Here is a 26997-nt window from a genome sequence, read left to right as displayed (position 1 = left end):
GATGGTGGCCCTGGTGCTGGCGGACGCGGTCGCGGAGAAGTTCGGCGGCGACTCGGTCCCCGAGACCCGCCGCAACGGGCGTTCCTACCTGGGCAGTCTCAGGATCCGATGAGACCGGTACGGGCCGGTGTGGGGTCGCGCCCCACACCGGCCCTTGGTTGGCGGTTGCCCCGGCACACCCCGCATCAACAGCGCATTGCGCCGTACAGGATGCGTCAACTGACATGTTCCCCCGCGGTTCATGTACACCACACACATGTGACCGTCCCTGCAGCAGCACGCACATTGAGGTGACCTGAGCACCTCGTGGGATCGGGCTGATGCCAGCCATGGTGAACAGGCAACCCAACAGTGCCGCACCACCACGGTTGGAGCATCGTGAACACACTGATCCTCAGGCCCGACAACTCCGCCGACACTCTGGCAATGCCTCGTCAGCATGGCTCGGTACCCGCCGCCGACGTGCCGGACGACGTCGTCGCCGAACTGTGCACCGTCCTGTTCTCCCTGCTGAGCCGACGGGACCGCCGGCTGCGGGCGGAGCAGTACCTGCGCGGCCTGCTGACCACCCCGGGCCGCAAGTCCATCCGCAACATCGCCGCCCAGCTGGGCGGAGCAGCCGTGGAGCAGAGCCTGCACCACTTCATCTCAAGCTCCGCCTGGGACTGGCGCCCGCTGCGCATCGCCCTGGCCGGCTACCTCGAACACACCGCGGCGCCGCAGGCGTGGGTGGTACGGCCGATACACATACCCAAGGCGGGCAAGCACTCGGTCGGCGTCGACCAGCAGTTCGCGCCCCATCTCGGCCAGGTCTTCCGCGGCCAGCAGGCACTCGGCGTGTGGCTCGCCTCTCCCGAGCTGAGCGCCCCCGTCAACTGGCGGATGGTGCTTCCCGAACCCTGGATCAACGATCCCGAGCGACGCGAGCAGGCCGAAGTGCCCGAAAGGGCCGGTACCGAGAGCGCGGAGGAGTGCGCCGTGTCCGCCGCCGTGCAGATGGCACAGGAGTGGAGCATCCCGCGCCGGCCGGTCCTGCTCGACCTGCGGCGCGGCGGCATCTCCGCCGCCGCCAACCGGCTGACCGGGAGCGGCGTGCCCTTCCTCGCCCGGATCAGTCCGTCATGCCGCGTGACCGCCGCGGACCCGGCGCTGCCCGGCCACCGGGCCGGCTCGCTGCCCGCCCAGCGGATACTCGAACTGGTCAAGGGCATGCGGGCGCCGGTCTCCTGGCGCGACGCGGCCCATCAGAACGCCACCCGCACGACCCTGGCCGCGGCCGTCCCGGTCGTGCTGCCGGGTCCCCTCGGAGGCCGGCCTCGGCAACTGCTCCTGATGGGCGAGTGGGCCGATCCTGCGCAGCCTCCCTCCGCCCTGTGGGTCACGGGCATGGCGCGGCTGCCGGTCGCGTCGCTGCTGCGCATCGCCAAGTTGGACGGCCGGGTGGAGGAGGACTTCGCGCGCATCGGCGACCGGGCCGGACTGCGCGACTTCGTAGGACGCTCCTTCCGCGGCTGGCACCGGCACATGACGCTGGCCTCCGTGGCGCACACGGCGATCGCCCTGGGAGTCCCGGAGTGAGGCCCGGGCAACGACGGGGCCGCCGGACCCGGGGCGCGGTCCGTCACCTCCGGCGGGGACGGATCCGGGACCGACGGCTCAGGAGCGGGCGGCGCCCGGGGAGCCGAGGTGCAGGACCGTCCTCATCCGGTGCATCCTCAGGGCCAGTTGAACGTCCAGCACCCGGCCGGGCTGCTGCCACCGCGCGCCCAGCAGCGCGGTGATGCGCTCCAGGCGCCGCGAGACGGTGTTGGGGTGGACGTGGAGCGTCTCGGCGGCCTTGCTGGGGCTGGCACCGGTGGCGAAGTACGCCTCCAGCGTCTCGGTGAGATCGGTGGCGTTCTCGTGGTCGTAGCCCAGCACCGGCCCGATGACGGTGTCGATGAAGCCGGTCACGTCGTGGGTCTCGGACAGCAGCAGCCCCATGAAACCGAGGTCCTCCAGGGCCGCGGTGCTTCCGGCGGCATCGAGCGTGGTCAGGGCTTCCAGGCAACGCACCGCCTCGGTGTGCAGCCGGCCCACGTCACCGGGGACCCGCCCCGGCCCGGCCGCGCCCATAGTCACCGGATGGCCCAGCAGCGCCGTCAGTTCACCACCCACGGAGCGGGCGACCTCCGACGCGCCCGTCCCGGGCAGCAGCAGCATGATGCAGCCGTCCTGGACCGTCTTGAGACCGGCCCGCCCATGGGCGTAGGAAGAGGCCCACACGATCGCCCGGCCGTATCCCCTGCCCTCGGGGCGTATCGCCAGCAGGACATGCGGCTGTGCCAGGTCCAGGCCGATGCCGCTCAGGCGTTGTTCGAGGTAGCGAGCCTGCTGCGACCCGCGTGACGGCAGGGCGAGCAGTTCGTCGAAAAGGGTGTCGTGGACGGGCGCCTGGGTCACGGCCGTACCGCGTTGCAGGAGCAGTTGGAGCGCGATGGCCTGGATGGCCAGGCGCAGCAGCTGCTGATCCACTCCTACCAGCGCGGTGGTGGGCCGCAGTACGAGGAACCCGAGGTTCTCGGCACCGGCCAGCACGGGCACCACCCAGGTTCCCTCGCCATGAGCCGCCGGGGCGCGTTGGGCATGGGCCTCCCAGGACGTCTTGGCCACCGCCTCGTCGTCCAGGTCCGACAGGTCGGCGGTGGCCGCCATGATCCGGCCCGCGGGATCACGCAGTTGCAGCACGCTGTCCAGCGCGTCGGCGGCGGCCTGTGCCACGGTGTCGAGATCGGCTCCGGACAGCAGCAGGCTCATCATGCGGCCGTGAGCGTCCTCGAGCTGTTCCAGCCTGGCCAGGCTCGTGCGGGCGTGGAAGCCGTCCAGTTCGAGTTCGCTCACCTCGCTGCGTGCGTCCTGGAGCCGCTCCGCGCGTTCGATCGCCACGGCGCCGAGCGCGGCCAGCGAGCAGACCAGGCCGATCTCGTCCGGGGTGACGCGCCGCACGCTGCGGACGGCGCACAGGAGGACGCCCAAGGCGCTGTCACCGTGGATGAGGGGCACGGCGAGCAGCGACTTGATGCCCTCCGCGCGGATGAAGTCGTCGGCGTCCGGGCTGTGCTCCAGGCTGGTGTCGCGCAGGTAGTCGGCCGTCCACAGCGGGGCCCCCATGGCAATGGCCTGGTGCCCCGGACCGCCTTGCAGACGCATCTCCGGGGCGATGGCCGTGGTCGCCCCTTCGGCGGCGCGCAGGCTCAGCGTGCCGTCCTCCTCCCGCAGGCAGATGCACGCGACGTCAGCGCTGATGATCCGTTTGACGCGCCGGGTGATGACGTGCAGGAGCTCGCCCAGGTCGTGCGGCTGGGTCATGTCACGTGCCGTGTCGACGAGTTCGGCGAGCCCGTCCTCACGCTGCCGGCGCCTCCCCTGGGAGGCGTGGATGACGTAGGCCAGCCGGACCGCCTGCTCGAGACGGAGCCGCTCGGCTTCGGAACACTCCTGGCCGGCCCTCAGCAGAAGTTCCTCGTAGCTCTCCACCGGCGCCTCTTCGGCGAGGAGTCTGAGCACGGTGAGTAAGTCGAGGCGATGTATGTCTGCTTCGTCTTCCATGCCCTGCCCCCCGTCGGCTGTGCGGCTTTACTGAACCTAGACAGAGCAAGATCGGGCAGTCAAGCGCTTAGGGAGGCGCGGACGGTACCCCGCCATACCGGACGGGACAGGGCGGATATGGCAGGAAATGTCAACTTCGTGCTGTGCGGACGGCGAGGGCATGCTCGGCCGCGGCCCGCATGGCGGACAGCGGTGCCGGGGACCGTCCCGTCATCACCTCCACCTGGAGCGCCGCCTGATGCACCAGCAGGTCGAGGCCGCCCACGAGCTCGCCGCCGCGGGACTGCCAGCCGTGTGCGAGCCGCGTGGGCCACGGGTCGTAGAGGACCTCGAACAGCACGCCCGGCCTGTCCGGTACGGCGTCCGCCAGGGCGTCGGTGGCACCGGCCGGAGTGGTCGAGACCACAAGGGGCGCGCTCAGCGCATGCGCCGCGCGGCTCCATGGGGCAGTGCGCACGTCGAGTCCCAGCCGCCCGCCCCACTGCCGCATCTCCTCGGCTCGCGCCGCGCTGCGCACGTGGGCGACGACCTCCCGCGTCCCCATGCGCGCCAGCGCGGCCAGGGCGGAGGCGGCGGTCGCTCCGCCACCCAGGACCGCCGCCCGCTCGACATGGTCGATGCCCCGCTCGCGCAGTGCCGCGGTCATGCCGGGGATGTCGGTGTTGATTCCCGCCTTTCGGCCCGCGGCCGTGACGAAGACGGTGTTGACCGAGCGCACGGACCGCGCGATCCCGGTGACGGAGTCGAGCAGCGGCAGCACGGCACGCTTCAGCGGCATGGTCAGCGACAGCCCCGCCCAGCTGCTGTCCATGCCGTCCAGGAAGGCTTTCAAGCCGTGCTCGTCGACCTCGTGGCTCTCGTACGTCCAGCCGTCCAGGCCCAGTTCGCGGTAGGCGACGCGATGCAGTACGGGGGAGAGCGAGTGCGCGATCGGGGATCCGACGACCGCGGCCTTCTGACGGATCATCAACTCCGGTCCCTTCTGGGCGCTTCTTGTCGAAGGCACACAACCGCGACACATGCTGGTGCGCCCCGGCCGCTCCCGCCAGCACCCCGCGGACAGCTCGTCAGGTCGGCCGTCAGTCCGTCAGATCGCCTGCAGCAGCGAGGTCCCGTGCGCGGCCGCGAGGCCGAGCGGACGGTCACTGCCGATCGCCGCCCGCGCCCCCTCCCGCCCCACCACGACGCGGTGCGGCATGCGCGCCGACAGGCTGCGGCGCTGCCGCAGATACCGCTTGATCACCTCGAGGTCCTGGCCCCTGTGATCCAGATCCGCCTTCAACTGGGCGTACAGGGGAGCCGGTGAGCGGAATCGGGTGAGCACCTGCGCGAGGCCCGTGGACAGTTCGCGCCAGCGCCCGAGCCTGAGGTCCGCGTCGATCCAGCGGTCCACCGCCCGTTGCCAGGAGCAGGCGAGAAGCGCCGCCTGAGCACGCAGGTGCGGTCCTTGCGTGACCCCCATGAACGGGGCGCCGGTCCACAGGTCGAGCGCCTCACGCAACCGCCTGCTCGCCAGGTCCAGGTCTCCCGCCTCCATCGCGCGGTAGCCCGCTCCGGCCGTCCGCTCGAATGCGCCGGCGTCGCTGGAGCCGCCGGCGGTGTCCAACCGGTATCCACCGGGCACCCAGGCCAGCACGTCCTCGGCCGACCGCTCGCCGCCCTCCGCCCGCAGCGCCGCGCCGATGACGGCACGCAACTGGCGGACATGGGACTCCAGTACGTGTTCGGAGTGCGGAGGCGCCCCGTGGGGCCACAGCTCCTCGGCGACGGCACACGTCGGCACCACCTGATCGGCGAAGGCCGCCAGCAGCGCGAGCACCTGCCTGGTCGGCGCCGCTGACGGAGAGATCGGCGCTCCCCCCTCGTACACCGCCAGCCCCCCGAGCACGCTCAGGTCCATGTCGTCCCCCTCCCCCAGTCGAGCCTTGCTCCGCGCCGTTCGCACGCCGCATCACGAGACACGCATGTCAACTCTGGTCCGATCGTTGGCAATTCAAGAAAGAGTAACATAGTTATTTTTTTGTTTTCTGTCGGCCGCTGGGTACTCTCGGACGGGGGCTACGCTCGCGGGGCGGTCGTCACCAGCTGCAACGCCGCCGGTGCAGCTCCGAGGAAGGTCGATGATGAAGCAGGAGAGGGCCAGTCGCACGCGTCACGCCTTGCTGACGGCGGCTGCGGGAGAGTTCGACCGCCGCGGATACGCGGGCGCGTCGCTCGCCGGGATCGCTCGGGCCGCGGACATTTCACTGGGGGCGCTGACCTTCCACTTCGCCTCGAAACAGGAGTTGTCGACGGCCGTCAGGGAACAGGGCATCGCCGCCACCCGTGCCCTCGTGGCCCGTGTGACCGCACGCCGGGAGCCTCCGGTCGAGTGCGTCGTGTCCCTCACCCTCGGGCTCGTGGAGCTCCTCGAGCGGGACGCGTCGGTACGGGCCGCCGCACGGCTGGACCGCGAGGCGGCCGACACGCGGCACAGCTGGCGGGGCGCGTGGGCCCCGCTGATCCGCCGGCGCCTGCGCGCGACGGCCGACTCGGAGTCCTGTCCGGAAACGGACGCGGCGGCGCTCACCGCCCTGGCCGTACACCTGGTCTGCGGGATGGAAGCGACCCTCCCCCACCGCAGCTGCCCCGACAGCGAGCACCGCACCTCCGCCCTGCTGGCCCGCATCTGGCGGCAGGTCCTGCCTCAGGCGGCGCCGAAGGGGTGCGGCGGCGACATCGACGAGCCCACACCCCTCCCCGCCCGCGCCCTCAGAACCTGACCGGCGCCCGCGCCAGGACGGCTCACACGGCGCTGCATCCCCCGTCCACGGGCATTGCCGCCCCCGTGACGAAGGAAGCCTGGTCGCTGCAGAGCCAGAGCGCCGCCCGGGCCACCTCGTCCGGGTCGCCGAGCCGGCGCTGGATGGCCCGGGCGACAGCGGCCTGCTCCAGCCCGGGAATCCGCTCCATCTCCGTCTCCATCAGCTCGGTTCGGGTGCTGCCCGCCATCAGCGCGTTGACCCGTACCCCGTGCGCGCCGTACTCGGCGGCCGCGGCCCTGGTCAGGCCGAGTACCGCATGCTTGGCCGCCACGTAGGGAGCTATGGCCCCCGTCGCGAACGCCCCCGCCGTACTGCAGGTGTTGACGATCGCCCCGGATCCCTGCCGGACCATCACCGGAAGCTGCCGCTTGAGGCAGTTCCACACGCCCCGCACGTTCACGTCCATGATCTGCTCGAAGACGGAGTCGTCCGTCTCGTGCAGAGGGGTGCCGATGCTCCCCCAACCCGCGTTGTTGAAAGCCGCGTCCAGGCGGCCGTACGCGGTGACCGCCGCGGTCACCGCCCGCTCCACGTCTGCCGGCGACGTCACGTCCCCCGCCGTCACCAGGACCTTCCCGCCGACGGCTGCCATGCCCTCGGCCAGCTCGCGCAGCTTGTCCTCGCGGCGGGCCATGACGGTCACCGCCGCCCCCTCGGCCGCGAACAGCCGGGCCGCCGCCGCCCCGATGCCGCTGGAAGCTCCGGTGACCATGACGACCTTGCCCTGGAGCAGTCCGCTCCCAGAGTCCACCACGCTGTTCCCCTCCGGCGTTGCCGATCTTGTTGTGTTCCGAACACAAGAACCCCACGGCGCCTCAGCGGAAGTGCGTCGCATGGTCCGCGGCCCAGTCGGCGAACGTCCCCGCCGCGCGGCCGGTGACGGCCGTCAGGGAGTCCTCCGGCCGTACGGCATCCCCGGCTCCGCGGCGCGCGGCGGCCTCCGCCAAGGCGCGCGCCACCGGCTCCGGAAGCTTTCCGCGCCACCCTTCCAGCGCCTGATCCACCGTCAGTTCGACGAAGCGCAGCGGTCGTTCCAGCACCTCGGAAAGTACCCGGGTCTGCTCCCGGGGCGACAGCGGCTCCGGCCCGGTCAGCGCGTAGGTCCTGCCGCCGTGCCCCGGTTCGGTCAGCGCCCGCACCGCCACGGCCGCCACGTCACGCGGGTCCACACAGGCGGTCCGAGCGTCGCCGCCCAGCGCGCGCACCACGCCCTCCCGGCGGATCGCGGGCGCCCAGGCCAGCGTGTTCGACATGGGGCTGCGCAGGCGGAGCACCGTCCAGTCCAGCCCCGAGGCGTGCAGCACCTGCTCGCTCTGCCGGTTCCACCGGGCGATGAGGTCGTCCGCGGCAGGGTCCGCGACGGCGAGCCAGGAGATCTTCACCGCGTGCCGCACTCCCGCCGAGCGCGCGGCGGCCAGGAGATTCTCGTCGTGTTCCGGGCGCAGCGGGTTCGCGGTCACGACGAAGACGGCGTCGGCCCCCGCCATGGCCTCCCGCAGCGGCGGACGGTCGGCGTAGTCGGCGACCACGGCCTCCGCGGTGAGCCCGAGCGCGCGGGCCTTGCCGGCGTCCCGCACGAGCAGCCGGATCCGCGCCCGCCCCGCCAGCTGGGAGGCGACATGCCGTCCCACGGCGCCCGTGGCACCGGTCACCACGACCAGCGGCAGGTCACTCATGCTTTCCTCGCACGGGACTCGCCGAACTCGAGACACTTGACCGCGCTCGGCACGGCCATCGCCGGGAGCAGACATCGCCACATCTCCTCCACCCGGTCCGGCAGGTCCCGGCGCCTGGACTCCAGGTGGGAGTGCATCTGCGCACCCGTGCACGCGTTGACCACCAGCCGGGCCAGCGCCTCCACGTCGACTCCCGCCCGCAGCTGGCGCCGCCGCTGCGCCTCGTGCAGATCCTCGGACACGACGCGTGTCCACTGCTGGTGGGAGTTCTCCGCGGGCTCGACGAAGTACTCCTGCTCCATCACCAGCCGCGCCCCGGCGAGCAGCACCGGGTCGTCGAGCAGCTGGTGCGCCCAGGTGAGGGTGACGTCCACGGCGTGCTGCAGGCCTTCGGAAGGGTGCGGCGGCACCACGAGCTCCGGCTGGGCGAGGACGATCTCGCGAGCGAGATCACCCTTGTTGCGGAAGTGGAAGTACAGGGCGCCCAGCGTGAGACCGGCCCGGTGCGCGATGGCCGACACGTTCGCTCCCTCGTACCCGGACTCGGCGAACACCTCGGCGGCGGCGCGCAGCAGCGTCGCCCGGGTCCGCACCGCCCGCTCCTGTCTGATCACTCGGCCTGTCATGGCAACCTCACCCATCCCTCGACAAAGAAAAGTACAACCTTTATTTTTTCACCTGGGGCCCAGCCCGAACAACGGACCGATTCCGTTACCCGTTTGCGCTGTACACCCCTCCGCCCGCCGACGTCCCAAGGGGGAGGACGCACATGCCCAGCCACCCGCACACCGTTTTACCCACCATCGAACTGCAGCGCTACGCACACAAGTCGAGGCCCGGCGAGATCTTCGTCCGCCACTGGCACGAGGAGTCCCCGCACGTCCATGCCGTCACCCTCGACTGGCCGCGTTCCCATTCCTTTTATACGCTGCGCAGCGGCGCCACCAGCCCGCTCCTCTTCGTCGAGAGCGTCCGTCAGGCACTCGCGGTGCTGTCCCACACGACCCAGGAGATACCCCTCGACCACCGCCACGGATGGGAGTACGCCCGCTACGCCTTCGCCCCGGCGGCCTTCCGGGAGCGCACCGCACCCGCCGAGGTCGAACTGCGGGTCACGCACGGCGACATCACCCTGCGACGCCGGCTCGGCTCGGCTCGGCTGACCGCCCGTATCGAGGCGACCTGCGGCGGGGAACCACTCGGGTCCGCCGAGATCAAGTACGTCACTCATCCACCCGCCATCTACGACCGGCTGCGCAAGGAGTACGCCGACGCGCAGCGGGCCTTCGCCGCCGCACTGCCGCCGGCACCGCCCGTCACCCCGCCGTCGGTGGACCGCACCGACGCCGGGGACGTCGTCATCGCGCCCACCTCCAAGCCGCACCACTACCAACTGCGCACGGACGTCTCCAACACCGTGCTGTTCGACCACCCGCACGATCACATACCGGGCATGGTCCTGCTCGAAGCCGTGGTCCAGGCGGTGCACGCCTCGGCACCGGGACACCCGCGGCCCACCGCCCTCGACTCCACCTTCCTGCGCTACGTCGAGTTCGACGCGCCCTGCTGGATCGACGTCGCGCCGAAGGAGCCGGACGGGCTGGGCCGTTCACAGCTCCTGGTGACCGGCACCCAGAACGGTGCCGAGGCCTTCGCCGCGACCGTGTCCTTCGAGTCCCGGGCGGTCACCCTCAGGCCCGCGGACACGGCCATGGCGCCCGGCGGCCGGACACAGGCGGGCTGCGCACCGGCCGTCTGCCCTGCCCCGTAGGACACCCGGGGGGCAGGCCCCCGCCTGTCACAGACGCCCTGGAGGACCGGGGGCGACCCATCCGTCGCCCCCGGTGCTCCGGGGCTTCGGCTCGTTGCGCACCCGCAGCGGCGGTCCTCGGTCCGGGCTCCGCGTCAAGTCATCCGAATCCGCGCGGACTTGTGGGCACACAGGACGTTGACTAGCCTGACGTCAGTTGTCAGACAACCAAGGAATCGCCCATGGCTCTGCGCCCGATAAGCCGCCCGTCGACGACCCATGAGGTCATCGCCGTGCTGCACGGCGAGTTGGCCGCAGGTGCCTGGCCCATCGGATCGCGCCTGCCCAGCGAGACGGAGCTGGCGGCCACGCTCGGCGTCAGCCGGCCCACCGTGCGGGAAGCGGTCAGTGCCCTGGTCCACACGGGCATGCTGAGGTCACAACGCGGCAAGGGCATCTTCGTCCGCTCGGTGTCCGACCCGGCGCCGATGCTCAAGAGCATCGAACTCGCCGACGTCCGCGACGTGTTCGAGGTACAGCTCTGCTTCGACGTACAGGCCGCCCACTCGGCGGCCCAGCGCCGCACGCCCGAGGACATGGTCCGGCTGTGGGAGTTGCTCGAGGCCCGGCGCGAAGCCGCGGACCAGGAGCCCGCCGAGTTCGGCAGACGGGACGCCGCACTGCATCTCGCCGTCGTCCAGGCGGCCCGCAACGAGACGCTCACCGAGTGCTACCGCTTCTTCGTCAAGCGGCTGCAGGAGAGCCTCACCCTGTTCGGCGGCGAGGACACCCATCTGGAGTGCGGCATCGAGGCGCACGAGGCACTGGTCAAGGCGATCGAGGAACAGGACTCCGAGGCCGCGGCGACCGCGGCACGCCATGTCGTACGGACGAGTCTGCACGCCCTCGAGGGGCTCCTGGCGGTCCGGAACGCCGCACAGAGCCGAGCGCCGTAACCGTCCTGCCGCCGGCCGCCCCGGTGGTCCCCCGGTTCACCCTCGGGTCGGTCCAGCCTTCCCACGAAGGCCGTCAGACAGGGAGAAGGCGCCCCATGCCACGGTCCGGACACCAGCGTCTCGTCGGACGCGACCGCGAACTGGCCCTGCTGCGCGCCGCGTTCGAGGCGACAGAGGCCGGCCGGGGCGCCTTCCTGGTCTTCCACGGTCAGTTCGGGTCCGGCAAGTCCCTCCTGCTGCGCGCCGCGGCCGAGGAGGCCGAGCGGTACGGCCTTACTGTGGTGAGCGCCCGGGTGGCGCGGCTGGACCAGCACTCGGCCATGGCCCCGCTGCTCGCCGTGCTGAGCGCCGGACCGCATCCCGTCGTCGACGCTGTCGAGGCGGAGTCACTGGCCGCGCTCGCCGACCGGCCCACCCACTGGGGACGGCTCACCGAGCGGCTCTGCCGACTCGTCGAGCAACGGGCGGCCCACTCCCCCATCGTCATCGTCCTGGACGACCTGCACTGGGCGGACGAACTGACCGTCGCCGCCCTGGAGACACTGCTGCCCCGGCTCACCGAACTGCCGGTCCTGTGGCTGGCGGCCTACGCCGACTTCCCCGTCGCACGGCCCGCGGGCGACGGCCTCGACCGGCTCCTGACCTCGCACGCCGAGGTCGTCCGGCTTCCCTCGGTCGACGAGGAGGCCTCCGCGGAGCTGGGCGCCCGGCTGCTCGGCGCCCGGCCCGGGGACGTGCGCCGGCTGACCAGCGCCGCGGGCGGCAGCCCCTACCTCATCGGCTGCCTGGCCCACCTGCTGCGCGCGGAAGGGCGCGTGCGCAGCGAGGACGGCGAGGTGCGGGTGCTGGGCAGACATCTGCCGGCCGGCCTCGGCAGGGCGACGGCGCCCGTCGTCTCCGCTCTCTCCCAGCCCACCCGTGACCTGCTGCAGGTCGGGGCGGTCCTGGGCCGGCAGTTCTCGCTGCGCCAGGTCGCGACCCTGACCGGCCGTTCCACCATGGAACTGGCGCCGGCTGCCCAGGAGGCCGTGGCGGCCGGTCTGCTGGAGGACGACGGCGCCGCCTTCCGGTACCGCTCGCTCCTGGTCCATCTGGCGGTCTACGGCAGTCTCCTCGGCCCCGTGCGGCGGGCGCTGCACTCGGAGGCGGCGCGCCTGTGTGTGTCCGAGGAGCGCCCCTGCACGGAGACCCTCGGCCATCTCGTCCTGGCCGGGGCGGAGGAGGACCTGGACGAGGGCGTGACCCGGCTGACCCTGCTGGAGCGCGCCGAGCAGGCCGTACCACCGCGGCAGCGGGAGGAGCTCTCCGGCCTCCTGCTGGACCGCCTGCGACTGTACGAACCGCTCTCGGCCGCCCCCGTCGTCACGGCGGTGCGGCTGTTCCTCGCCGCCGGGCAGACCGCCCGTGCCGGTCATCTGCTCGATGCCGCGCTGACCGCGGCGGGGTGGGAGACCGAGGCCGAGGCCGAGGCGTTCGCCGAACTCCTGGAGGTGCTGCTGCGACTGGGCGGTACCCGGCTTGCCCTGCGCCACCTGCGGCGGGCCCGGAAGGCCACCCGTCCGCCGGCCGGCTACCGGGCATGGCTCATGCTGCTGGAGGCCCGGTGCCTGTTGGCGCACTCCGCGGCGGACGCCGACCGGGCCGCCGCGCTGAGCCGGGCCGCGGTGTCCGTGGCGGAGCGCACCGGAGACCGGGCCTCGGTCGCCCTGGGCACGGTCGTGCTGAGCCTGTGCGCCCGGCACACCGGCGACATCGCCGAGTCGATTCGGCTGGCCGACGAGGCCATGGCGCACGGGCCGGCCGGCGCCGAACGCAGCTTCGGCTGGGGCTCGTTGTGGCTGTCGCTCGCGCTGTGCCTGGCCGGCCGCCCGCTGGAGGCCGCCGAGGCCCTGCAGGCCTGGTGCCGCGACGCGCACGCCACGGACGTGTGGACGGCACCACGGTGGCATCTCGCCAAGTCGCTCCAGCTGTGGCACTCGGGTCGGCTGGAGGACGCGGCGCGTGCGGCACACTCCGGTCTGGAGGCCTGCGACCGGCTCGCGGATCCCGCGGCCCGCAGGGTCCTGCTCGCGGTGCTCGCTCTGGTCACGACGGTCCGGGGCGACCTGGAGGCGGCCGCCGGGCACGTCGCGGCGCTGTCGGCGCACCCCCAGGCCGCTCTGCCGGGGCTGACCGAGACCGTCTGCGCGTTCGTCACCGCGCTGCACCTCGACGCGGCGGGCGACCCGCGGGCGGCGATGCGGCAGCTGGCGAAGGTGTGGTCCGCTCCCCGTCGCTACCTGTGGTTCCTCACCGCCGACCCGATGATCGTGCCCCACATGGTCCGCATCGCGCGCGGCGCCGGCGCCGACGAACAGGCCGCGGAGGCGGTCGCCGTGGCCCGTCATCTGGCCCGGCTGAACCCCGGCATCCCGTCCCTGGCCGCTGTCGCGCTGCACGCCCACGGGCTGTACGGCTCCCTCGCCGCCCCGCTGCACCGCGCCGTACGGGTCCTGCGCACCGGATCGCACCCGCTCGCGCTCGCCTCCGCCCTGGAGGACGCGGCCGCCGTCACGCACGCCCAGGGCGATCTCCTGCGGGCCACGGAGATCCTGCAGGAGGCCCACCGCATCTACGTGGCGAGCGGCGCGGGGCTCGGGGCCGAACGCGTCCGCCGCCGGCTGCGGTCCGCACAGGGGCGGATCATGCGCGAACTCTCCGGCGCGGCCGAGGGCACCCGGACACCACCGGGACGGCCCGCCGCCGAGAACACACCGCACACCGGTGGCGACTGGAAGAGCCTCACACCGTCGGAGATCCGCGTGGTGCGGCTGGTGGCGGAGGGCCTGACGAACCGGGAGACCGCCCAGCGGCTCGCCGTCTCGGCCCACACCGTCGACTCCCACCTGCGCAGGGCCTTCGCCAAGCTGGGCGTGTCGCGCCGGATCGAGCTGGCGCGCTATGTGCTGGCGCACGGCTCCGCCGACCCGGTCCCGGCGCACAGCTCGAAGTGAGTCCCGCGCGTCTCACGGCAGATCCGCCCCCTGCGACATCCCCCACGGACACGGAGAAGAGGGTTCATGTACGCCGCTGATGCCGGACCGACGACCATCGAGGCGGAAGTGTCCGGCGGACCGGTGATCGGCAGACGGGAGGGACCGGAGCCCGGCGTGTCCGCCTTCCGCGGTGTGCCGTACGCCGCGCCGCCCGTGGGCCCGGACCGGTTCGGCCCGCCCCGCCCGCACCCCGGCTGGTCCGCGCCGCTGCGCGCCGACCGCCCGGCCGGCACGGTACCCCTGCAACTGCCCTCGCCCGTCGGGACCTTGATGGGTGACCCGGCCGACCGGGAGCAGACGGAAGCCTGTCTGACGATGAACATATGGGCGCCCGGCACCGGCCACGGGCCGTTTCCCGTGCTCGTCTGGCTGCCGGGCGGCAGTTTCCTCACCGGCGGCGCCGACCTGCCCCGCTACGACGGTGCCGAACTGGCGGCACAGGAGGAGATCGTCGTCGTCCTGGTCAACTACCGTCTGGGAGCCCTGGGTTTCCTCTCCCCCTCCTGGGCGGAGCCGGCCGTGATCGAGGGGGAGGGCACCTCCCTGAGGTTCCGGGCGCGGGGGGATTCCGGCCATGTCACCAACGCGGGCCTGCTCGACCAGATCATGGCGCTGCGCTGGGTCAAGCGCGAGATCCGGGCCTTCGGCGGCGACCCGGACCGGGTCACGGTGACCGGTCAGTCGGCCGGCGGTCAGGCGCTCGCGGCGATGCTGGCGCTGCCCCAGGTCCGCCCGCTGTTCCGGCGTGCCGCCCTGCACAGCGCCCCGCTGGGCATGCCTCCGCTCTCGCGCGCCGAGGCAGCCGGCGTCGCCGACACCTTCCTGGCGGCGTTGGGGGCCGACGGGAGAGCGGACCTGCGGGCGGTGCCCGGGGAGCGGATCCTGCACGCCCAGCGGCAGGTGCTCGCCGGCCCCCGGGCACGCGGTGACGTCCGGCCGCCGTTCCAGCTCGTCGCCGACGGCACCGTCGTAGCCCCCGACCTGCTGGGCGCGCTCGCCTCCGCGCCGCCGCTGGACGGGCTGGACGTGCTGGCCGGGACCACGCGGCACGAGTGCGCCCTGTGGTACGGGATGGACACCTCGCTCGGCGGGATGACACGCGCGGAGGTCGCAGCCGAGTTCGCCGCACAGTTCGGCGGCCGGGCCGGGGAAGCGCTGCGGTGCTACACCGCGGGTCCGGCGGACCGCCCGGCGTGGCCGACCGTGTTCGAGGAGCTGAAGACGGACGCGTTCTTCACCGCGCCCACCCAGCGGTTCGGCGACCTCGCGCACGAGCGCGGCGCCGCCGTCCGGCTGTTCCGCTTCGACTGGCAGCTTCCCGGCCGGTACGCGGCCCTGCGGGCCTGTCACTGCCTGGAGATCCCGTTCCTGCTCGGCCGCCCTGAGGCGCGTCGCGCCCCGGTGTTCGCGGACACCGACCCGGCGGACTCGGCCGCGCTGCGCACCGAGGTCCGGCGGCTCTGGGGGGCCTTCGTACGGACCGGAACCCCGGACGGCGCCTGGCAGTTGCATGGCCAGGTCCGTCCCTCGGTCAGGCTGATCGGTGGCGGGTCCGACGGCGGGTCGCCGCGGTCGCTGCTCGAACCGGGCCGGGAGGCGGTGTGGGGTTCACCGGTGCGGTGAACCGGCGCAGGCGTATCGTGCGGGGCCGGCCTCTCCGCAAGGGGGCGGGCCCCGTCGCCGTACCCGGGGGGCGCGGCGCCGTCACGTGTTCACGGGATGCCGAGCCCGTACACGTATTCACGGGATGGAGAGATTCCGGTACCCCGCCAGGATTGTTGAGCCGACAAGGAATCGGCAGGGATTCAACCCTGATCACGCCCTCGCCGTGTGGGGGAAGGAAAGAAATCCGGTGACTCAGCACTCCAGTTCCGCCCCTGGCATCGCGACCGCTCTCCCGTCGACCGGGCAGCAGACCACCCGCAGAGCCGGTCTGATCGCCGGGATCATCCTCGTCTCCGTCAATCTGCGGCCGGCGATCACCAGCCTGGGACCGCTGCTGCCCCAGATCGAGAAGGACCTCGCGCTCTCCGGCACCGGAGCCGGGCTGCTGACCATGCTGCCGGTGCTGTGCCTGGGAGTCTTCGCCGGGCTGGGGCCCGCACTCCGTCACCGGTTCGGTGAGGACCGGGTCCTGCTCGGCACTCTGCCCGTCCTGCTCGGCGGCATCCTGCTGCGGCTGCTCGACCCGGCAGCCCTGCTGTACGTGGGTACGGTGGTCACCGGTGGCGCGATCGCCGTCGCCAACGTGGTCCTGCCCAGTCTGATCAAGCGGGAGTTCCCCGACCGCGTGCCGCTGATGATGGCCACCTACACCATGGCCCTCACGTTCGGCGGTGCCGCCGCGGCCGGTGCCGTGATCCCGCTGCAGAGCGTCGTGGACACCGACTGGCGCGGCTCCCTGGGTCTGCTCGCCGTGCCGGTGCTCGTGGGTGTCCTCGCCTGGCTGCCGTTCGGTCTGCGCCGCGTGGGAACGCAGGCGGATGCGCGGACGCCCATCGGTCCCCTGCTGCGCAACCGGCTGGCCTGGCTGGTCACCGCGTTCGTCGGTCTGGAGGCGCTGCTCGCCTACGTCATCTTCGGCTGGCTGCCGGCGATCTGCGTCAGCCGCGGGATGAGCGAGGCCGCTGCGGGCTACATGATGTCGGCGATCACCTTCCTGCAGGCCGCCGGTTCCATGGTCGTGCCCTTCTTCGCGGACCGGGGCGGCCGGGGCCAGCGCGGCTTCTGCGTCGTCGTCTCGCTGGGCACCGCGGTCGGCCTCGTCGGGGTCGTCGTCGCCCCGATGTGGACGATCTGGCTGTGGGCAGTGGTCCTCGGCATCATCGGCGGCGCGGCGTTCAGCCTGGCGCTGACCCTCATCGGGCTGCGGGCCAGCGACGCCGACACCGCCGCCGGACTGTCGAGCATGTCGCAGGGCGTCGGCTACACGATGGCCGCCGCCGGGCCGTTCGGCGTCGGCGCGCTGCACCAGCTCTCCGGCGGCTGGAACCTGCCCCTCGCGGTTCTGGTGGCGCTCTGTGTGCTCATGGCCGTGATCGGGCTGGGGGCGGGCCGCGACGCGACCCTGTCCCAGCAGATGTGACGCTCACGCCGTCACCGGCCCGGCCGCCCCGCCCCCGCCTTTCCGTACGTCCGGACCCGCGCCTTCGCTTCCTCGCACTCTTCGACCGTCCTCCGTCCAGCCGTGCGCCACGCCGTCCCGGCCAGGGGATTCGTGCTGCCCGGCATCCGCCTGGTACTCGTCCGATGGGAAAGAGAAGATGAAAGCACCAGATCCACCTGCACCCGAGGTGACCGCACCGGCCGATCCCGTCTCCGTCGTCCACCGCCATCTCATCCACGACGGCGCGCCCGCCGGCCCGCGCACGCCGGTGGTGCACCGCCGGCACGGCGCCCGGGTCGAGGCCAGGGACGGCAGAGTGCTGCTGGACGCCGCAAGCGGTGGATTCGGGTCCCATCCCCGGGTCGAGGCCGCCATCGCCGACCAGGCCCGCCGCGTGGCGCTCTCCAGCAGGATCCTGGTCAGCCGGCCGCTCGCGGGGGCGGTGGCGGCGCTCGCGGAGTTCTGCCCGGGCCCGCTGTCCGTCTCGTATCTCTGCAACAGCGGGGACGAGGCCCTCGACTCGACGCTCAAGCTGGCCAAGGGCACCCACCCCCGTCGCCCGTACGTCCTCGGCATCCGCGGCGAGGACTTCGGCGCCCTCAGCCACGGCCAGGCCCTCGGCCGAGGGCACGCCCTGCTGCCCGGGGCGCCGTTCCGGCCGCGCACGGTGTCCGCCCAGGCGCCGGAGGAACTGCTGGAGCAGGTCGACGAATCGGTCGCGGCGGTCGTGCTGGCCCCCGCGGCTCCCGGCCGTCCGCTCGGCAGGCTGCCGCTGGAGTGGTGGGTGGCGCTGCGGGACCGCTGCCACCGCACGGACACCCTGCTCGTCCTCGACGAGCGGCACACCGCCCCGGCACGCCTCGGCCGCGGTCTCGGCACCGGCGCGCTGGGGATCTTCCCGGACGCGTTGGTCCTCGGCGACACGTTGGGGGCCGACGCCGTGCCCGTGGGCGTGGCCGTGCTGACGGCGAGCGCCTACCAGCGGGTCTACGGCCGACGCAATCCCAGCCTGCACGGCTCCACCTTCGGCGCCAACCCGCTGTCCGCCGCCGCCGTGAGCGCGGTCCTCGACGCCGTCGACGCCGACGATCTGGCCGCGCGGCAGCGGGAGTTCGAGCACGCGGCGCTCCGGCTGCGCGAGGAGCTGACCGGCCTGGGCGGGGCCTGCCGGGAACTGCATGCGGACGGCTCCCTGCTGTGGGTGCGTACGCGCGACGCCGCGGCGGCGGGCCGGCTGGCCGGTGCCCTCGCCGAGCGCGAGGTGCTGGTGCGCGACCCGGTCGCCGACGTGGTCGCGCTGACCCCGCCCCTCACCGCCGGACGTGAGGACACCGACCAGATCCTGCAGCGGCTCGCCGAGTCGCTGAAGGCACTCGACACCCGGGAGGCCGGACAGTGAACGCCACCGCGTCGGTGTCCGCCCTCGACCGCCAGCAGGTCCTCACCACGCTGGGCCGCCACTGGAATCCCACCGCCGCGCTGATGCTGGCCGCCACCGACCGACCGCTGGAGTCGCACGCCCGCGGCACCGAGGTGTTCGCCGAGGACGGCTCGCGGGCCCTGGACTTCGCCGGCAGCTACGGCGTCTTCCTCGTCGGCCACCAGAACGACGCCGTCCGCGCGGCCGTCCTGGACGTGCTGGACACGGCGCCGTCGCTGATCCCGGGGACCGCGCACCCCGCGACGGCCGAGTTGTTCGAACTGCTCGCCGAGATCCTGCCGCCCGGCCTGGACCGCTTCGCACTGGGCTGCTCCGGCGCCGAGATCTCCGAGATCGCCCTGCGTGCCGCCTACCTGGCCCGGCCGAAGCGGCGCAAGGTGGTCATCGTCGCGGGCGGCTACCACGGCAAGACGCTCGGCGCCCTCACCGTGCTCGGCCAGCACGAGCACCGGGAGGACTTCGTCTCCGCCGACCGTGATCTGGTGATCGTGCCGCCCGGGGACGCCCGGGCCGTGCACAGGGCCGTCTCGAACCGGGACGTGGCCGCCGTCTTCGTCGAACCGGTGCTCGGCGGCGCCTATCTGAGGGTGCCGCCCGCGGACTTCATGCCGGCGGTGGCCAAAGCCTGCCGGGAGACCGGCACGCTGCTGGTCGCCGACGAGATCCAGACCGGCTTCGGCCGCACCGGCCGGATGTTCGCCGTCGAACACTCAGGTGTCGTCCCCGACATCATGCTGCTGTCCAAGGCGCTGACCGGCGGCTTCGTCCCGGTCGCGGTGGTCGCCATGAGCGAGGAGGTTCTGTCCGAGGCCCGGCGGTCCCCGCAGTGGTACCCCGGTGTGCTGGACGGCACCTCGGGCTCGGCCCTGTCCATGGCGGCGGCCGCCGCCACGATCCGCGTGGTGCGCGACCAGAACCTGCCCGAGCGGGCCGAGACCGTCGGCCGGGCGCTGCGTGAAGGCCTGCGCCGGGCCGCGCGCAAGCACCCCCGGCACCTCGTCGACGCCCCCGGTATCGGCCTGATGACCGGTCTGCGCACCCGCAACCCCTCGGTGGAGAACCTGATCTCCATGCAGATGGCCGCGCGCGGCGTCCACCTCGGCCACTCGCTCAACGAGCAGATGGCCCAGCCCGTGCTCAGGTTCTATCCGCCGCTGACCGTCTCCGCGGCCGAGATAGAGCGCGCCCTGGACGCGCTGGACGCATCGCTCGACTGGCTCGACCGGCGACCGGCGTGGCTCATGCGGCGCATCACCTGGCTGCTGCGCCGCCAGTACCGGCTGCCTCCGGCCCTCGTCCTCAAGCTGATGCACTCCGGCCTCGAAGTGAACTGGTGACCCTGTGAACAGCGCCTGCGGACCGACCACCTGCAAACAAAGGGGAGGACATGGACATAGCCATCGCGGAGACCGGCACGGTCGAGTGGTACGAGGCCCGGAGCTTCGCCCAGGACAGTTATCGCAGGACCTACGGCGCGATCACGACGCCCAGCCCCGACCGCTTCGTGACGGTACGTGAGTCACCGCGGACTCCGATCGTCGCCTGTGCCGGCCTGAGCGGGCCGGGGCCGGACGGCTTCTTCTCGGAGAACTACCTCGGCCGGCCTGTCGAGCGGGCCCTGGCGCCGGTGGCGGGGACCGTGCCGGAGCGCGGCGAAGTCGTGGAGGTGGGGCCGCTGGCCGGAGGCGGGGGCGCGGGCAGCGAGCTGATCCGGGTGATGCCGGTGATCGCATGGTGCCAGGGAAAACGTTTCATCCTGGCCACCGTCACGGACCGGGTGGAGCAGGCCATGACCCGCGCAGGCGTTCCCTTCATGCCGCTGCGCCAGGCGGATCCCGACTGGATGGACGAAGCGGCCAGAGCCCGCTGGGGCTCGTACTACGACCGAGCGCCGACCACGGGCGTGGTGCCGCTGGACAGCATCGGGCCGCTGGTCAACAGCCTGACCGGGCGCTACACCTTCGTCGAACTCGCGGTGCAGACCCTCGTCGGCACATCCCAGGAGGTCTCCGGTGCGCACGCTTGAGCAGAGCCTCACGGCCCTGAGCGAGGACGAACGCCCGCTCGTCGAGGTGCTCGCCCCAGACGGCTCGGTGGCCCGTTCGTATTCCTACCGGCACATCGTGGGCGCCGCCGCGGCGCTGGCACAGACCCTGCGCGAGCACCCGGTCCGCAAGCGCGCGCCCCGCGAGCCGGGCGACCCCACCGACCCCGGCCAGCTCCAGGTCGGCCTGGTGACGGCCAACGGGCCGGAGTTCCTGGTGGCCGACTTCGCGGTACTCGGCGCGGACGCCGTCGAGGTGCCTGTGCCGCTCGCGTTCACGGCCGAGCAGGCGGCGTCCATGCTCGAGGACATCGACATCTGCCTCGTCGACGAGAGCGGCGCGCGACGGCTCGCGGAGTGGGGAGCCGACAAGGTCCTGCCGCCCGGGGTGCCGCTGCGGGCGCTCGACGCCGACCGGCCGACGGTGGGCACGCTCCCGGCCCCCCTCTTCTCCGGCGCCGAGGCCGCCGAGCACCTCTGCAAGATCATCCACACCTCCGGAACCACCTCCCGGCCCAAGGGGGTGTGCATCCGGCGCGGTGCGCTGGAGGAGCTGATCGGCTCGCTGCGCGCGGCGATGCCGGCCGACGCGTTCCGGCGCTACCTCTCGCTGGTGCCCTTCAGTCTGCTCATCGAGCAGGTCACGGCCGTCTATCTGGTGGTCTGCGACGCCGGCACCGTCGTCCTGCTGCCGCCGGAGGTACCGCTGGTGGGGACCTCCTCGTTCGCCCCGCGGGCCGTGCTGCCGCATGTGCGGGCGGCCCGGGCGAGCGCGCTCGTCGTCGCCCCCGCGCTGGCCGAGGCCATGGCGTCACGGGCCGAGGAGGTGGGCACTGCGGGCGACGACCCGGTGGCCGACCTCTTCGGAAGCTCCGAAGCCCCGCTGGTGTGCTGCGGCGGGGCACCGGTCGACGCCGACACACTGCGCGCGCTCGACGGCCACGGCATCCTCGTCCACGAGGGCTACGGCCTGAGCGAGAACAGCTCGGTGGTCAGCTGGAACACCCCCGCGGCCCGAAGGATCGGCAGCGTCGGCCGCCCGCTGCGCCATGTCCGCGTGAAGATCGCGCCCGACGGCGAACTGCTGGTCAGGAGCGCGTCGTTGTTCGCCGGCTACAAGGGCGGGGACGACCCCTCGGGCTGCCAGGTGGACGAGGAGGGCTGGCTCCACACCGGCGACCTGGCTGCCGTCGAGGACGGCTTCGTCTGGATCAAGGGGCGCAAGAAGAGCGTCATCATCACCTCGGCGGGTCGCAACGTGGCGCCCGAGTGGGTGGAGGCCCAGTACCGCTCCCACCCCGCTGTCCTGGCCGTCGCGGTGGTCGGCGACGGGCTGCCCGCCCTGCACGGACTTTTCCTCGTCGATCCGTCGGCCCGGCCCGAGGCGGTGCGGGCCGATCTCGACGCGCTGGGCCTGGCAAGGCTCTCGCAGGTGGAGCGGGTCGAGGTGGCCCATGTGGTGCCTGCGGACGAGAGCCTGCACACCGAGTTCTTCACCGTCACCGGCCGCCCGCGCCGCTCCGCCGTGCGGGCGGCCATAACAGCGGGCCGCTTCGCGTGACGTCCCGCGCACCAGGGACGGCACCGCGCATCCGACCGCGCCCGCGATCCACACCCGGAGGAGAAACCATGATCGACCAGGCACGCCTCACCCCGTACGGCTCGGGCACCGCGCGGCTCGTCGAACCGGCGACCACAGGCACGACCTTGAAGAGCCTCGCACCCGAGCAGGTCGTCCGGGTGCTGCGCGACGCGGGTTTCCTGCTGCTGCGCGGCCTGGACCCGGACCTCTCGCAGTTCTCCGCGTTCGTCGGGGCCCACTCCGAACGGGTCACCCTCGATCCGGCCCGCTCGTTCCACGGCGGCTCCACGGCACAGTTGGTGGACGCCGGCTACGACTCGGTCGGCCTCCACCTGGAGAACGGCAACAGCCCCTTCGCACCCACCCTGACCTGGTTCTTCTGCGAAAAGGCCGCCTCGTCGGGCTCGCAGACGACGGTGTGCGACGGCTACCGGGTCTGGGAGGCGCTGAGCGACGAGGCCCGGGCGCTCTTCCAGGAGCACGACATCGTCTACAGCCGACGGGTCGAGGAGGCCCGGTGGAAGGCCTTCGCGGCCTTCCACCTCGGCACCTCCGACTCCTCCTCGGTGACGGTCGAACAGCTGCGGAACCTGGCCGGCGGCCCGGGCGAGACGGCCATCGAACCGCTGGAGGACGGCGCGATCCACTACGCGTACCGTGTCCCCGCGGTGCACGAGACGCTGTTCGGCACCCGACTGGCCTTCGCCAACAGCGTCCTCGGTCCCTCGAACCACTACGAGAAGCCGCGCATCACCCTCGCCGACGGCCGGGACATCCCTGCCCGCGTCCTTGATGAGGTGGAGAGCGTCACCGAGCGGCTGACCGAGGAACTCGACTGGGCCGACGGCGATGTCGCCCTGATCGACAACACCCGCGTCATGCACGGCCGTCGCGCCATCACCGACCCCGACCGCACCGTCTACAACGCGCAGAGCGATCTGGACCGGAGTCTGCTGCCCGCCTGACCGGGCATCGGACGACTGGAAGATCACCGAAAATGCTGTGGCTCCGGCCCCGGCCGGGTCGGGTCGGGGCCGGAGGCATCGACATGCGGGGCGAGCGGGGCGGGGACACGGTCGGGCCGGATGCGCGGGAGACACACCGGGAGCCGCTCCCGGCCGGGAGCGTGTTCGCGTACCGGGCGGGGTAAGGCAGTTCGCCTCCGTCCAGCGACCCCCAAGGGGAGGACTGCACAAGGGCTGCCCCGGCAGCGGTGGTCTGCGGGGGGTTTCGTACCGGGCACGGAATGATTGCGGCACGGGCTTCCCGCCCCGATGACGGCGGGGCCACGGAAGCATGACGGCCATGAGGAGAGACCGCTACGTCGACTTCCTGCGCGCGTGGGCGATCGTGCTGGTGGTGCTCGGCCACTGGCTGATCACCGCCCTGGTCCGGGAACCCGGCGGACAGATCACCGCCCCGGAGCTGCTGGCGGCTGTTCCCTGGACCCAGTGGCTGACCCTCGCGTTCCAGATCATGCCGCTGTTCTTCCTGGCCGGGGGCCATGCCGCGGGCGGTTCCTGGTCGCGCGCCCGGGCGGCCGGGGGCACGCCCGCGGGATGGCTGGGGCGGCGGGCGCTGCGGCTGCTTCTCCCTGTGGCCGTCTACAGCGGTGCGGTGTTTCTCGCCGTCGGTGTCTGTTCGGCGGCCGGTGTGGACCCGGACACGCTGGCGCTGGTGGGCTGGGCGATGGCCATGCAGTTCTGGTTCCTTCCGGTGTATCTGCTGCTCAGCGCCCTGACGCCGGCGCTGTACGCGGCACACCGGCGCTGGGGGCGGCGCGTCCCGCTCGCGATGGGGACGGTCGCCGTGGCGGTCGACGTGCTCGTGGTGACGGTGCACGCTCCCTATGTGGGGCTGCTCGACTACGTACTCGTGTGGGGTGTCGCCTACCAGTTGGGTTTCTGCTGGCGGGACGGTCTGCTGACCGGTCGCCGGCTCGTGCCGCTCGCGATGGCGGCGGGCGGCGGGCTGGCGTTCGCCGTACTCGTGGCCCTCGGGCCGTTCCCGGTCAGCCTGATCCTGGTGACCGGGCAGAGCCCCAGCAACACCAATCCGCCGTCGGCCGCGATGCTGGCCTGGGTGGTCGCCCAAGTCGGCCTGAGCCTCCTCGCCGCGCCGCCGCTGCGGCGGCTGCTGGACCGCGAGCGGCTGTGGCGCGTGGTTCGCCCCGTCGGCGCGGCCAGCATGACCCTGTATCTGTGGCACATGCTGCCGGTGCTGGCCGTCGCCGCCGCGTTCTACCTGACCGGCCTCGCGCCCGAGCCGACGCTCGGGTCCGCGGCGTGGTGGGGGCTGCGGGTCCCGTGGCTGCTGGTGCTCGGCGCGGTGCTGGTCTGCGTCGTATCCGCGCTGAGGCCGCTGGAACGCGGGCTGGGTGTGCTGTACGAGCGGACCGTTCCGGACGCCGGTCTGCGCCGTGCCTGGCCGCTGTGGCTCGGCCTGGCCATGAACGTCGCCGCTCTGGGCCGCCTGGCCGTGCAGGGCTTCGCGCCGGGCGGCCGGTTCCCCGTGCTGCCCGCGGCGGGCGTGCTGCTGGGCACGGCGCTGGTGATGCTTCCGCGGTGGACGGCGGCGGCCCGGCCCGAGCAGCCCGAGGCCACTCGGGCCGCGGACCGCGTCTGAGGCTGTGCTAGCCTTGTCATGTTGCAGTTGTGGTACCCATGAACCTATGTGCACCTGACGGGAAATGTTTCTCCTGCAGGTGCATTAGTTGTTTTACCGGCATCTCCGGATGGGGCCTCTGCCTACAGAAGGAGAAGGTCATGGCACAGGGAACCGTGAAGTGGTTCAACGCCGAAAAGGGTTTCGGCTTCATCCAGCAGGACGGCGGCGGCCCCGACGTCTTCGCCCACTACTCGAACATCGCGACCCAGGGCTTCCGTGAGCTCCAGGAGGGCCAGCGGGTCTCCTTCGACGTCACGCAGGGCCAGAAGGGCCCGCAGGCGGAGAACATCGTCCCCGCCTGATCGCCGGACGCGTATTCCACTCACCGGGGTCCGTACCGTCAAGGTGCGGACCCCGGTTTGTGCTGTTCCCAGGAAGGCAGAGCACCGCATGCCCCGCAGGCCCCAGAAGCCGAACCGGCGAACCTCGCCGCCCCGGCAGTCCCCGTCGTCCGCGTCGTCACCGCGTGAGTTCCGGGTGCCGGAGAGCACGACACCCGCACTTCCCGCCGTCGAGGACTTCGCCGCTCTGGACATGCCCGCGGCGCTGCTGAAGACCCTGACCGCGCAGGGTGTGACCACCCCGTTCCCGATCCAGGCCGCCACGCTGCCCAACTCGCTGGCCGGCCGTGACCTGCTGGGACGGGGACGCACCGGCTCCGGCAAGACTCTCGCGTTCGGGCTCGCGCTCCTGGCCCGCACGGCCGGACTGCGCGCGGAGCCCAGGGCGCCCCTCGCTCTCGTGCTGGTGCCCACCCGGGAACTCGCCCAGCAGGTGACGGACGCGCTGACCCCCTACGCGACGGCGGTGAACCTCCGGCTGGCCACCGTGGTCGGCGGGCTGTCGATCACCAAGCAGGCCGCCACCCTCCGGCGCGGCGCCGAGGTGGTCGTGGCGAGTCCCGGCAGACTCAACGACCTGGTGGAACGCGGGGACTGCGTACTCGGTGACGTGCGCATCACGGTGCTGGACGAAGCCGACCAGATGACCGACATGGGCTTCCTGCCGCAGATCACCAAGCTGCTGCAGCAGGTACGGCCCGACGGACAGCACCTGCTCTTCTCGGCCACCCTCGACGGCAACATCGACCGCCTGGTGCAGCGGTTCCTGACCGATCCCGTGGTGCACTCCGTGGACCCGTCCGCAGGGGCGGTCACCACCATGGAGCACCACGTACTGCACATCCAGGACGAGACCGACAAGAAGGCCGTCACCACGCGTATCGCGGCCCGTGACGGCCGGGTCATCCTCTTCCTCGACACCAAGAGGTCCGCCGACCGGCTCGCCAAGCGGCTCCTGGCCGTCGGTGTGCGGGCGGCGGCACTGCACGGCGGCCGCTCCCAGCCGCAGCGCAACCGCACCCTGGAGCAGTTCAAGAACGGGCAGGTCACCGCCCTCGTGGCGACGAACGTCGCGGCCCGGGGCATACACATCGACGACCTCGACCTCGTCGTGAACGTCGATCCCCCCACCGACCACAAGGACTACCTCCACCGGGGCGGCCGCACGGCCCGTGCCGGCGGCTCCGGCAGCGTGGTCACGCTGGTCCTGCCCGAGCAGAAGCGGGACATCACCCGGCTCATGTCGGACGCGGGCATCCGCCCCCGATCGGCCCGGGTCACGTCGAGCGACGCGGAGCTGGCCACCATCACCGGGGCCCGCGAGCCTTCCGGTGAGCCCGTCGTCATCGAGGTGGCCCAGCCCCAGCCGGCCGCGCCGAAGGCTTCCCGCCCGGACCGGAAGGCCGGTGCCGAAGGCGGCGGGCGGTCCGGCCGGCGCCGCCGCAGCGGCGGCGGCTCCGGAGCGGCGACAGGCGCTGCCACCGGGACGGGCGGCCGTGGCTCGGGCCGCAGGACCGCCGCCGGGGCGGCAGCGGCCGAGGGCACGTCCGCGGCCGACGGGCGCGGCGCTGCCCGCCGTAAGGGAACCGCCGGGGCCACGGGCGGGTCGAGCGGCCGCGACTCCGGCCGCCGGACCGCGTCGGGTACCACCACCGGCACCGCATCCGGCCGTGGTTCCGACCGCCGAGCCGCGGCCGGTACGACCACCGGCACCACATCCGGCAAGGACGACCGAGGGTCCCGGCGACGCACGCCGTCCGGCGGGGCCGCCGGCAGCGCCACCAGCTCCGGCCGCCGAGGGGGTCGCCGCTCCACGGCCACCTGAGCGCTCCGCTGGAAGTGCCGCGACATGCCGTCTGCCGACCGCGGCACCGTCGTGGCTGGTCGCGAGGGCCACCGGGTCCTGGGCGATCACCGTGGCGGGCGGGGTCAGCCGGGCGGCGAGCGCCAAGCCGTCGCAGGCGACGGAGGCGGGGGCAAGGCGCATCGTAGCCCTGTCGCTCTGTG

21 protein-coding genes and 1 pseudogene are annotated in these 26997 nt (G+C 72.6%); 16 read left to right on the top strand and 6 right to left on the bottom strand.

Annotation, left to right across the window (positions count from 1 at the left end; genetic code table 11):
• Nucleotides 1-112 (top strand): annotated as a pseudogene (locus KVT45_RS51295) (chorismate synthase); the annotation flags it as partial.
• Nucleotides 113-426: 314 nt separating this feature from the next.
• Complete coding sequence (locus KVT45_RS51290; protein ID WP_254648584.1) at nucleotides 427-1578, top strand: transposase; 1152 nt, start codon at nucleotides 427-429, stop codon at nucleotides 1576-1578.
• A gap of 78 nt (nucleotides 1579-1656) precedes the next feature.
• Here KVT45_RS51290 and KVT45_RS51285 read toward each other — a convergent pair whose 3' ends face one another.
• The 3 genes from KVT45_RS51285 to KVT45_RS51275 form a co-directional block, all read right to left on the bottom strand.
• Entirely contained in the window at nucleotides 1657-3588 is a 1932-nt protein-coding gene (locus KVT45_RS51285) for a helix-turn-helix domain-containing protein (RefSeq protein ID WP_217561342.1), read from the bottom strand.
• Between the two features lie 130 nt (nucleotides 3589-3718).
• Nucleotides 3719-4555 (bottom strand): shikimate dehydrogenase, encoded by an 837-nt coding sequence (locus tag KVT45_RS51280; protein ID WP_217561340.1) that lies wholly within the window; start codon nucleotides 4553-4555, stop codon nucleotides 3719-3721.
• Nucleotides 4556-4675: 120 nt separating this feature from the next.
• Nucleotides 4676-5488 carry a BTAD domain-containing putative transcriptional regulator gene (locus KVT45_RS51275; protein ID WP_217561338.1) on the bottom strand — a complete coding sequence of 271 codons (813 nt, stop codon included), beginning with the start codon at nucleotides 5486-5488 and terminating at the stop codon, nucleotides 4676-4678.
• Between the two features lie 220 nt (nucleotides 5489-5708).
• Here KVT45_RS51275 and KVT45_RS51270 point away from each other — a divergent pair, with 220 nt between their 5' ends.
• Nucleotides 5709-6350: a TetR/AcrR family transcriptional regulator gene (locus KVT45_RS51270; protein WP_217561336.1), complete on the top strand. Its 642-nt coding sequence runs from the start codon at nucleotides 5709-5711 to the stop codon at nucleotides 6348-6350.
• A gap of 22 nt (nucleotides 6351-6372) precedes the next feature.
• Here the strand turns inward: KVT45_RS51270 and KVT45_RS51265 are convergent, their stop codons facing one another.
• From KVT45_RS51265 to KVT45_RS51255, 3 genes are all read right to left on the bottom strand, one after another.
• Entirely contained in the window at nucleotides 6373-7146 is a 774-nt protein-coding gene (locus KVT45_RS51265; protein WP_308311130.1) for a glucose 1-dehydrogenase, read from the bottom strand.
• A gap of 61 nt (nucleotides 7147-7207) precedes the next feature.
• Nucleotides 7208-8068 (bottom strand): NAD(P)H-binding protein, encoded by an 861-nt coding sequence (locus tag KVT45_RS51260; RefSeq protein WP_302832682.1) that lies wholly within the window; start codon nucleotides 8066-8068, stop codon nucleotides 7208-7210.
• On the bottom strand, nucleotides 8065-8694 hold the full coding sequence (locus KVT45_RS51255) for a ScbR family autoregulator-binding transcription factor (protein ID WP_217561332.1): 630 nt from the start codon (nucleotides 8692-8694) through the stop codon (nucleotides 8065-8067). Before KVT45_RS51255 ends, KVT45_RS51260 begins: the two co-directional genes overlap by 4 nt.
• 143 nt (nucleotides 8695-8837) lie before the next feature.
• On the opposite strand from KVT45_RS51255, the gene KVT45_RS51250 reads away from it, so the two are divergent.
• The 13 genes from KVT45_RS51250 to KVT45_RS51195 all read left to right on the top strand — a co-directional run bounded on the left by KVT45_RS51250 (nucleotide 8838) and on the right by KVT45_RS51195 (nucleotide 26815).
• Nucleotides 8838-9839, top strand: a complete 1002-nt coding sequence (locus KVT45_RS51250) for a ScbA/BarX family gamma-butyrolactone biosynthesis protein (RefSeq protein WP_217561330.1) — start codon at nucleotides 8838-8840, stop codon at nucleotides 9837-9839.
• A 221-nt stretch (nucleotides 9840-10060) separates the two neighbouring features.
• Nucleotides 10061-10774 (top strand): FadR/GntR family transcriptional regulator, encoded by a 714-nt coding sequence (locus KVT45_RS51245; protein WP_217561328.1) that lies wholly within the window; start codon nucleotides 10061-10063, stop codon nucleotides 10772-10774.
• A 95-nt stretch (nucleotides 10775-10869) separates the two neighbouring features.
• A complete protein-coding gene (locus KVT45_RS51240) occupies nucleotides 10870-13767 on the top strand; it encodes a LuxR family transcriptional regulator (protein WP_217561326.1) in 2898 nt (965 codons plus the stop codon).
• Nucleotides 13768-13833: 66 nt separating this feature from the next.
• On the top strand, nucleotides 13834-15432 hold the full coding sequence (locus KVT45_RS51235) for a carboxylesterase/lipase family protein (protein WP_217561325.1): 1599 nt from the start codon (nucleotides 13834-13836) through the stop codon (nucleotides 15430-15432).
• A gap of 229 nt (nucleotides 15433-15661) precedes the next feature.
• On the top strand, nucleotides 15662-16894 hold the full coding sequence (locus KVT45_RS51230) for an MFS transporter (RefSeq protein ID WP_217561323.1): 1233 nt from the start codon (nucleotides 15662-15664) through the stop codon (nucleotides 16892-16894).
• A 208-nt stretch (nucleotides 16895-17102) separates the two neighbouring features.
• The gene (locus tag KVT45_RS51225; RefSeq protein WP_217561321.1) at nucleotides 17103-18314 is read left to right on the top strand and encodes an aminotransferase class III-fold pyridoxal phosphate-dependent enzyme; all 1212 of its coding nucleotides are present in this window, start codon (nucleotides 17103-17105) and stop codon (nucleotides 18312-18314) included.
• The gene (locus KVT45_RS51220; protein ID WP_217561319.1) at nucleotides 18311-19693 is read left to right on the top strand and encodes an aspartate aminotransferase family protein; all 1383 of its coding nucleotides are present in this window, start codon (nucleotides 18311-18313) and stop codon (nucleotides 19691-19693) included. The genes KVT45_RS51225 and KVT45_RS51220 overlap by 4 nt, the downstream gene beginning before the upstream one ends.
• 50 nt (nucleotides 19694-19743) lie before the next feature.
• Complete coding sequence (locus KVT45_RS51215) at nucleotides 19744-20382, top strand: thermostable hemolysin (RefSeq protein ID WP_217561317.1); 639 nt, start codon at nucleotides 19744-19746, stop codon at nucleotides 20380-20382.
• Complete coding sequence (locus KVT45_RS57265) at nucleotides 20369-21961, top strand: AMP-binding protein (protein WP_308311129.1); 1593 nt, start codon at nucleotides 20369-20371, stop codon at nucleotides 21959-21961. Before KVT45_RS51215 ends, KVT45_RS57265 begins: the two co-directional genes overlap by 14 nt.
• Before the next feature lie 68 nt (nucleotides 21962-22029).
• A complete protein-coding gene (locus tag KVT45_RS57260; RefSeq protein WP_254648581.1) occupies nucleotides 22030-22947 on the top strand; it encodes a TauD/TfdA family dioxygenase in 918 nt (305 codons plus the stop codon).
• Nucleotides 22948-23287: 340 nt separating this feature from the next.
• The gene (locus KVT45_RS51205; RefSeq protein ID WP_217561315.1) at nucleotides 23288-24607 is read left to right on the top strand and encodes an acyltransferase; all 1320 of its coding nucleotides are present in this window, start codon (nucleotides 23288-23290) and stop codon (nucleotides 24605-24607) included.
• Nucleotides 24608-24747: 140 nt separating this feature from the next.
• Nucleotides 24748-24951 carry a cold-shock protein gene (locus KVT45_RS51200; RefSeq protein WP_023544341.1) on the top strand — a complete coding sequence of 68 codons (204 nt, stop codon included), beginning with the start codon at nucleotides 24748-24750 and terminating at the stop codon, nucleotides 24949-24951.
• Between the two features lie 88 nt (nucleotides 24952-25039).
• A complete protein-coding gene (locus tag KVT45_RS51195) occupies nucleotides 25040-26815 on the top strand; it encodes a DEAD/DEAH box helicase (RefSeq protein WP_217561313.1) in 1776 nt (591 codons plus the stop codon).
• The last annotated feature ends 182 nt before the right edge of the window (nucleotides 26816-26997 follow it).

The sequence above is a fragment of the Streptomyces sp. GbtcB6 genome, assembly GCF_019091475.1.
Classification (GTDB): Bacteria; Actinomycetota; Actinomycetes; order Streptomycetales; family Streptomycetaceae; genus Streptomyces; species Streptomyces hyaluromycini.
The sequence above is the reverse complement of the archived record's forward strand: the minus strand, read 5'-3'. Positions and strand labels throughout refer to the sequence as shown.

Coding starts and splice junctions, on each gene's coding strand:
- KVT45_RS51240 (WP_217561326.1), top strand. CDS start 10,870: ATGCCACGGTCCGGACACCAGCGTCTCGTCGGACGCGACCGCGAACTG.
- KVT45_RS51250 (WP_217561330.1), top strand. CDS start 8,838: ATGCCCAGCCACCCGCACACCGTTTTACCCACCATCGAACTGCAGCGC.
- KVT45_RS51285 (WP_217561342.1), bottom strand. CDS start 3,588: ATGGAAGACGAAGCAGACATACATCGCCTCGACTTACTCACCGTGCTC.
- KVT45_RS51200 (WP_023544341.1), top strand. CDS start 24,748: ATGGCACAGGGAACCGTGAAGTGGTTCAACGCCGAAAAGGGTTTCGGC.
- KVT45_RS51195 (WP_217561313.1), top strand. CDS start 25,040: ATGCCCCGCAGGCCCCAGAAGCCGAACCGGCGAACCTCGCCGCCCCGG.
- KVT45_RS57260 (WP_254648581.1), top strand. CDS start 22,030: ATGATCGACCAGGCACGCCTCACCCCGTACGGCTCGGGCACCGCGCGG.
- KVT45_RS51275 (WP_217561338.1), bottom strand. CDS start 5,488: ATGGACCTGAGCGTGCTCGGGGGGCTGGCGGTGTACGAGGGGGGAGCG.
- KVT45_RS51270 (WP_217561336.1), top strand. CDS start 5,709: ATGATGAAGCAGGAGAGGGCCAGTCGCACGCGTCACGCCTTGCTGACG.
- KVT45_RS51205 (WP_217561315.1), top strand. CDS start 23,288: ATGAGGAGAGACCGCTACGTCGACTTCCTGCGCGCGTGGGCGATCGTG.
- KVT45_RS51215 (WP_217561317.1), top strand. CDS start 19,744: ATGGACATAGCCATCGCGGAGACCGGCACGGTCGAGTGGTACGAGGCC.
- KVT45_RS51235 (WP_217561325.1), top strand. CDS start 13,834: ATGTACGCCGCTGATGCCGGACCGACGACCATCGAGGCGGAAGTGTCC.
- KVT45_RS51245 (WP_217561328.1), top strand. CDS start 10,061: ATGGCTCTGCGCCCGATAAGCCGCCCGTCGACGACCCATGAGGTCATC.
- KVT45_RS51255 (WP_217561332.1), bottom strand. CDS start 8,694: ATGACAGGCCGAGTGATCAGACAGGAGCGGGCGGTGCGGACCCGGGCG.
- KVT45_RS51280 (WP_217561340.1), bottom strand. CDS start 4,555: ATGATCCGTCAGAAGGCCGCGGTCGTCGGATCCCCGATCGCGCACTCG.
- KVT45_RS51260 (WP_302832682.1), bottom strand. CDS start 8,068: ATGAGTGACCTGCCGCTGGTCGTGGTGACCGGTGCCACGGGCGCCGTG.
- KVT45_RS51290 (WP_254648584.1), top strand. CDS start 427: ATGCCTCGTCAGCATGGCTCGGTACCCGCCGCCGACGTGCCGGACGAC.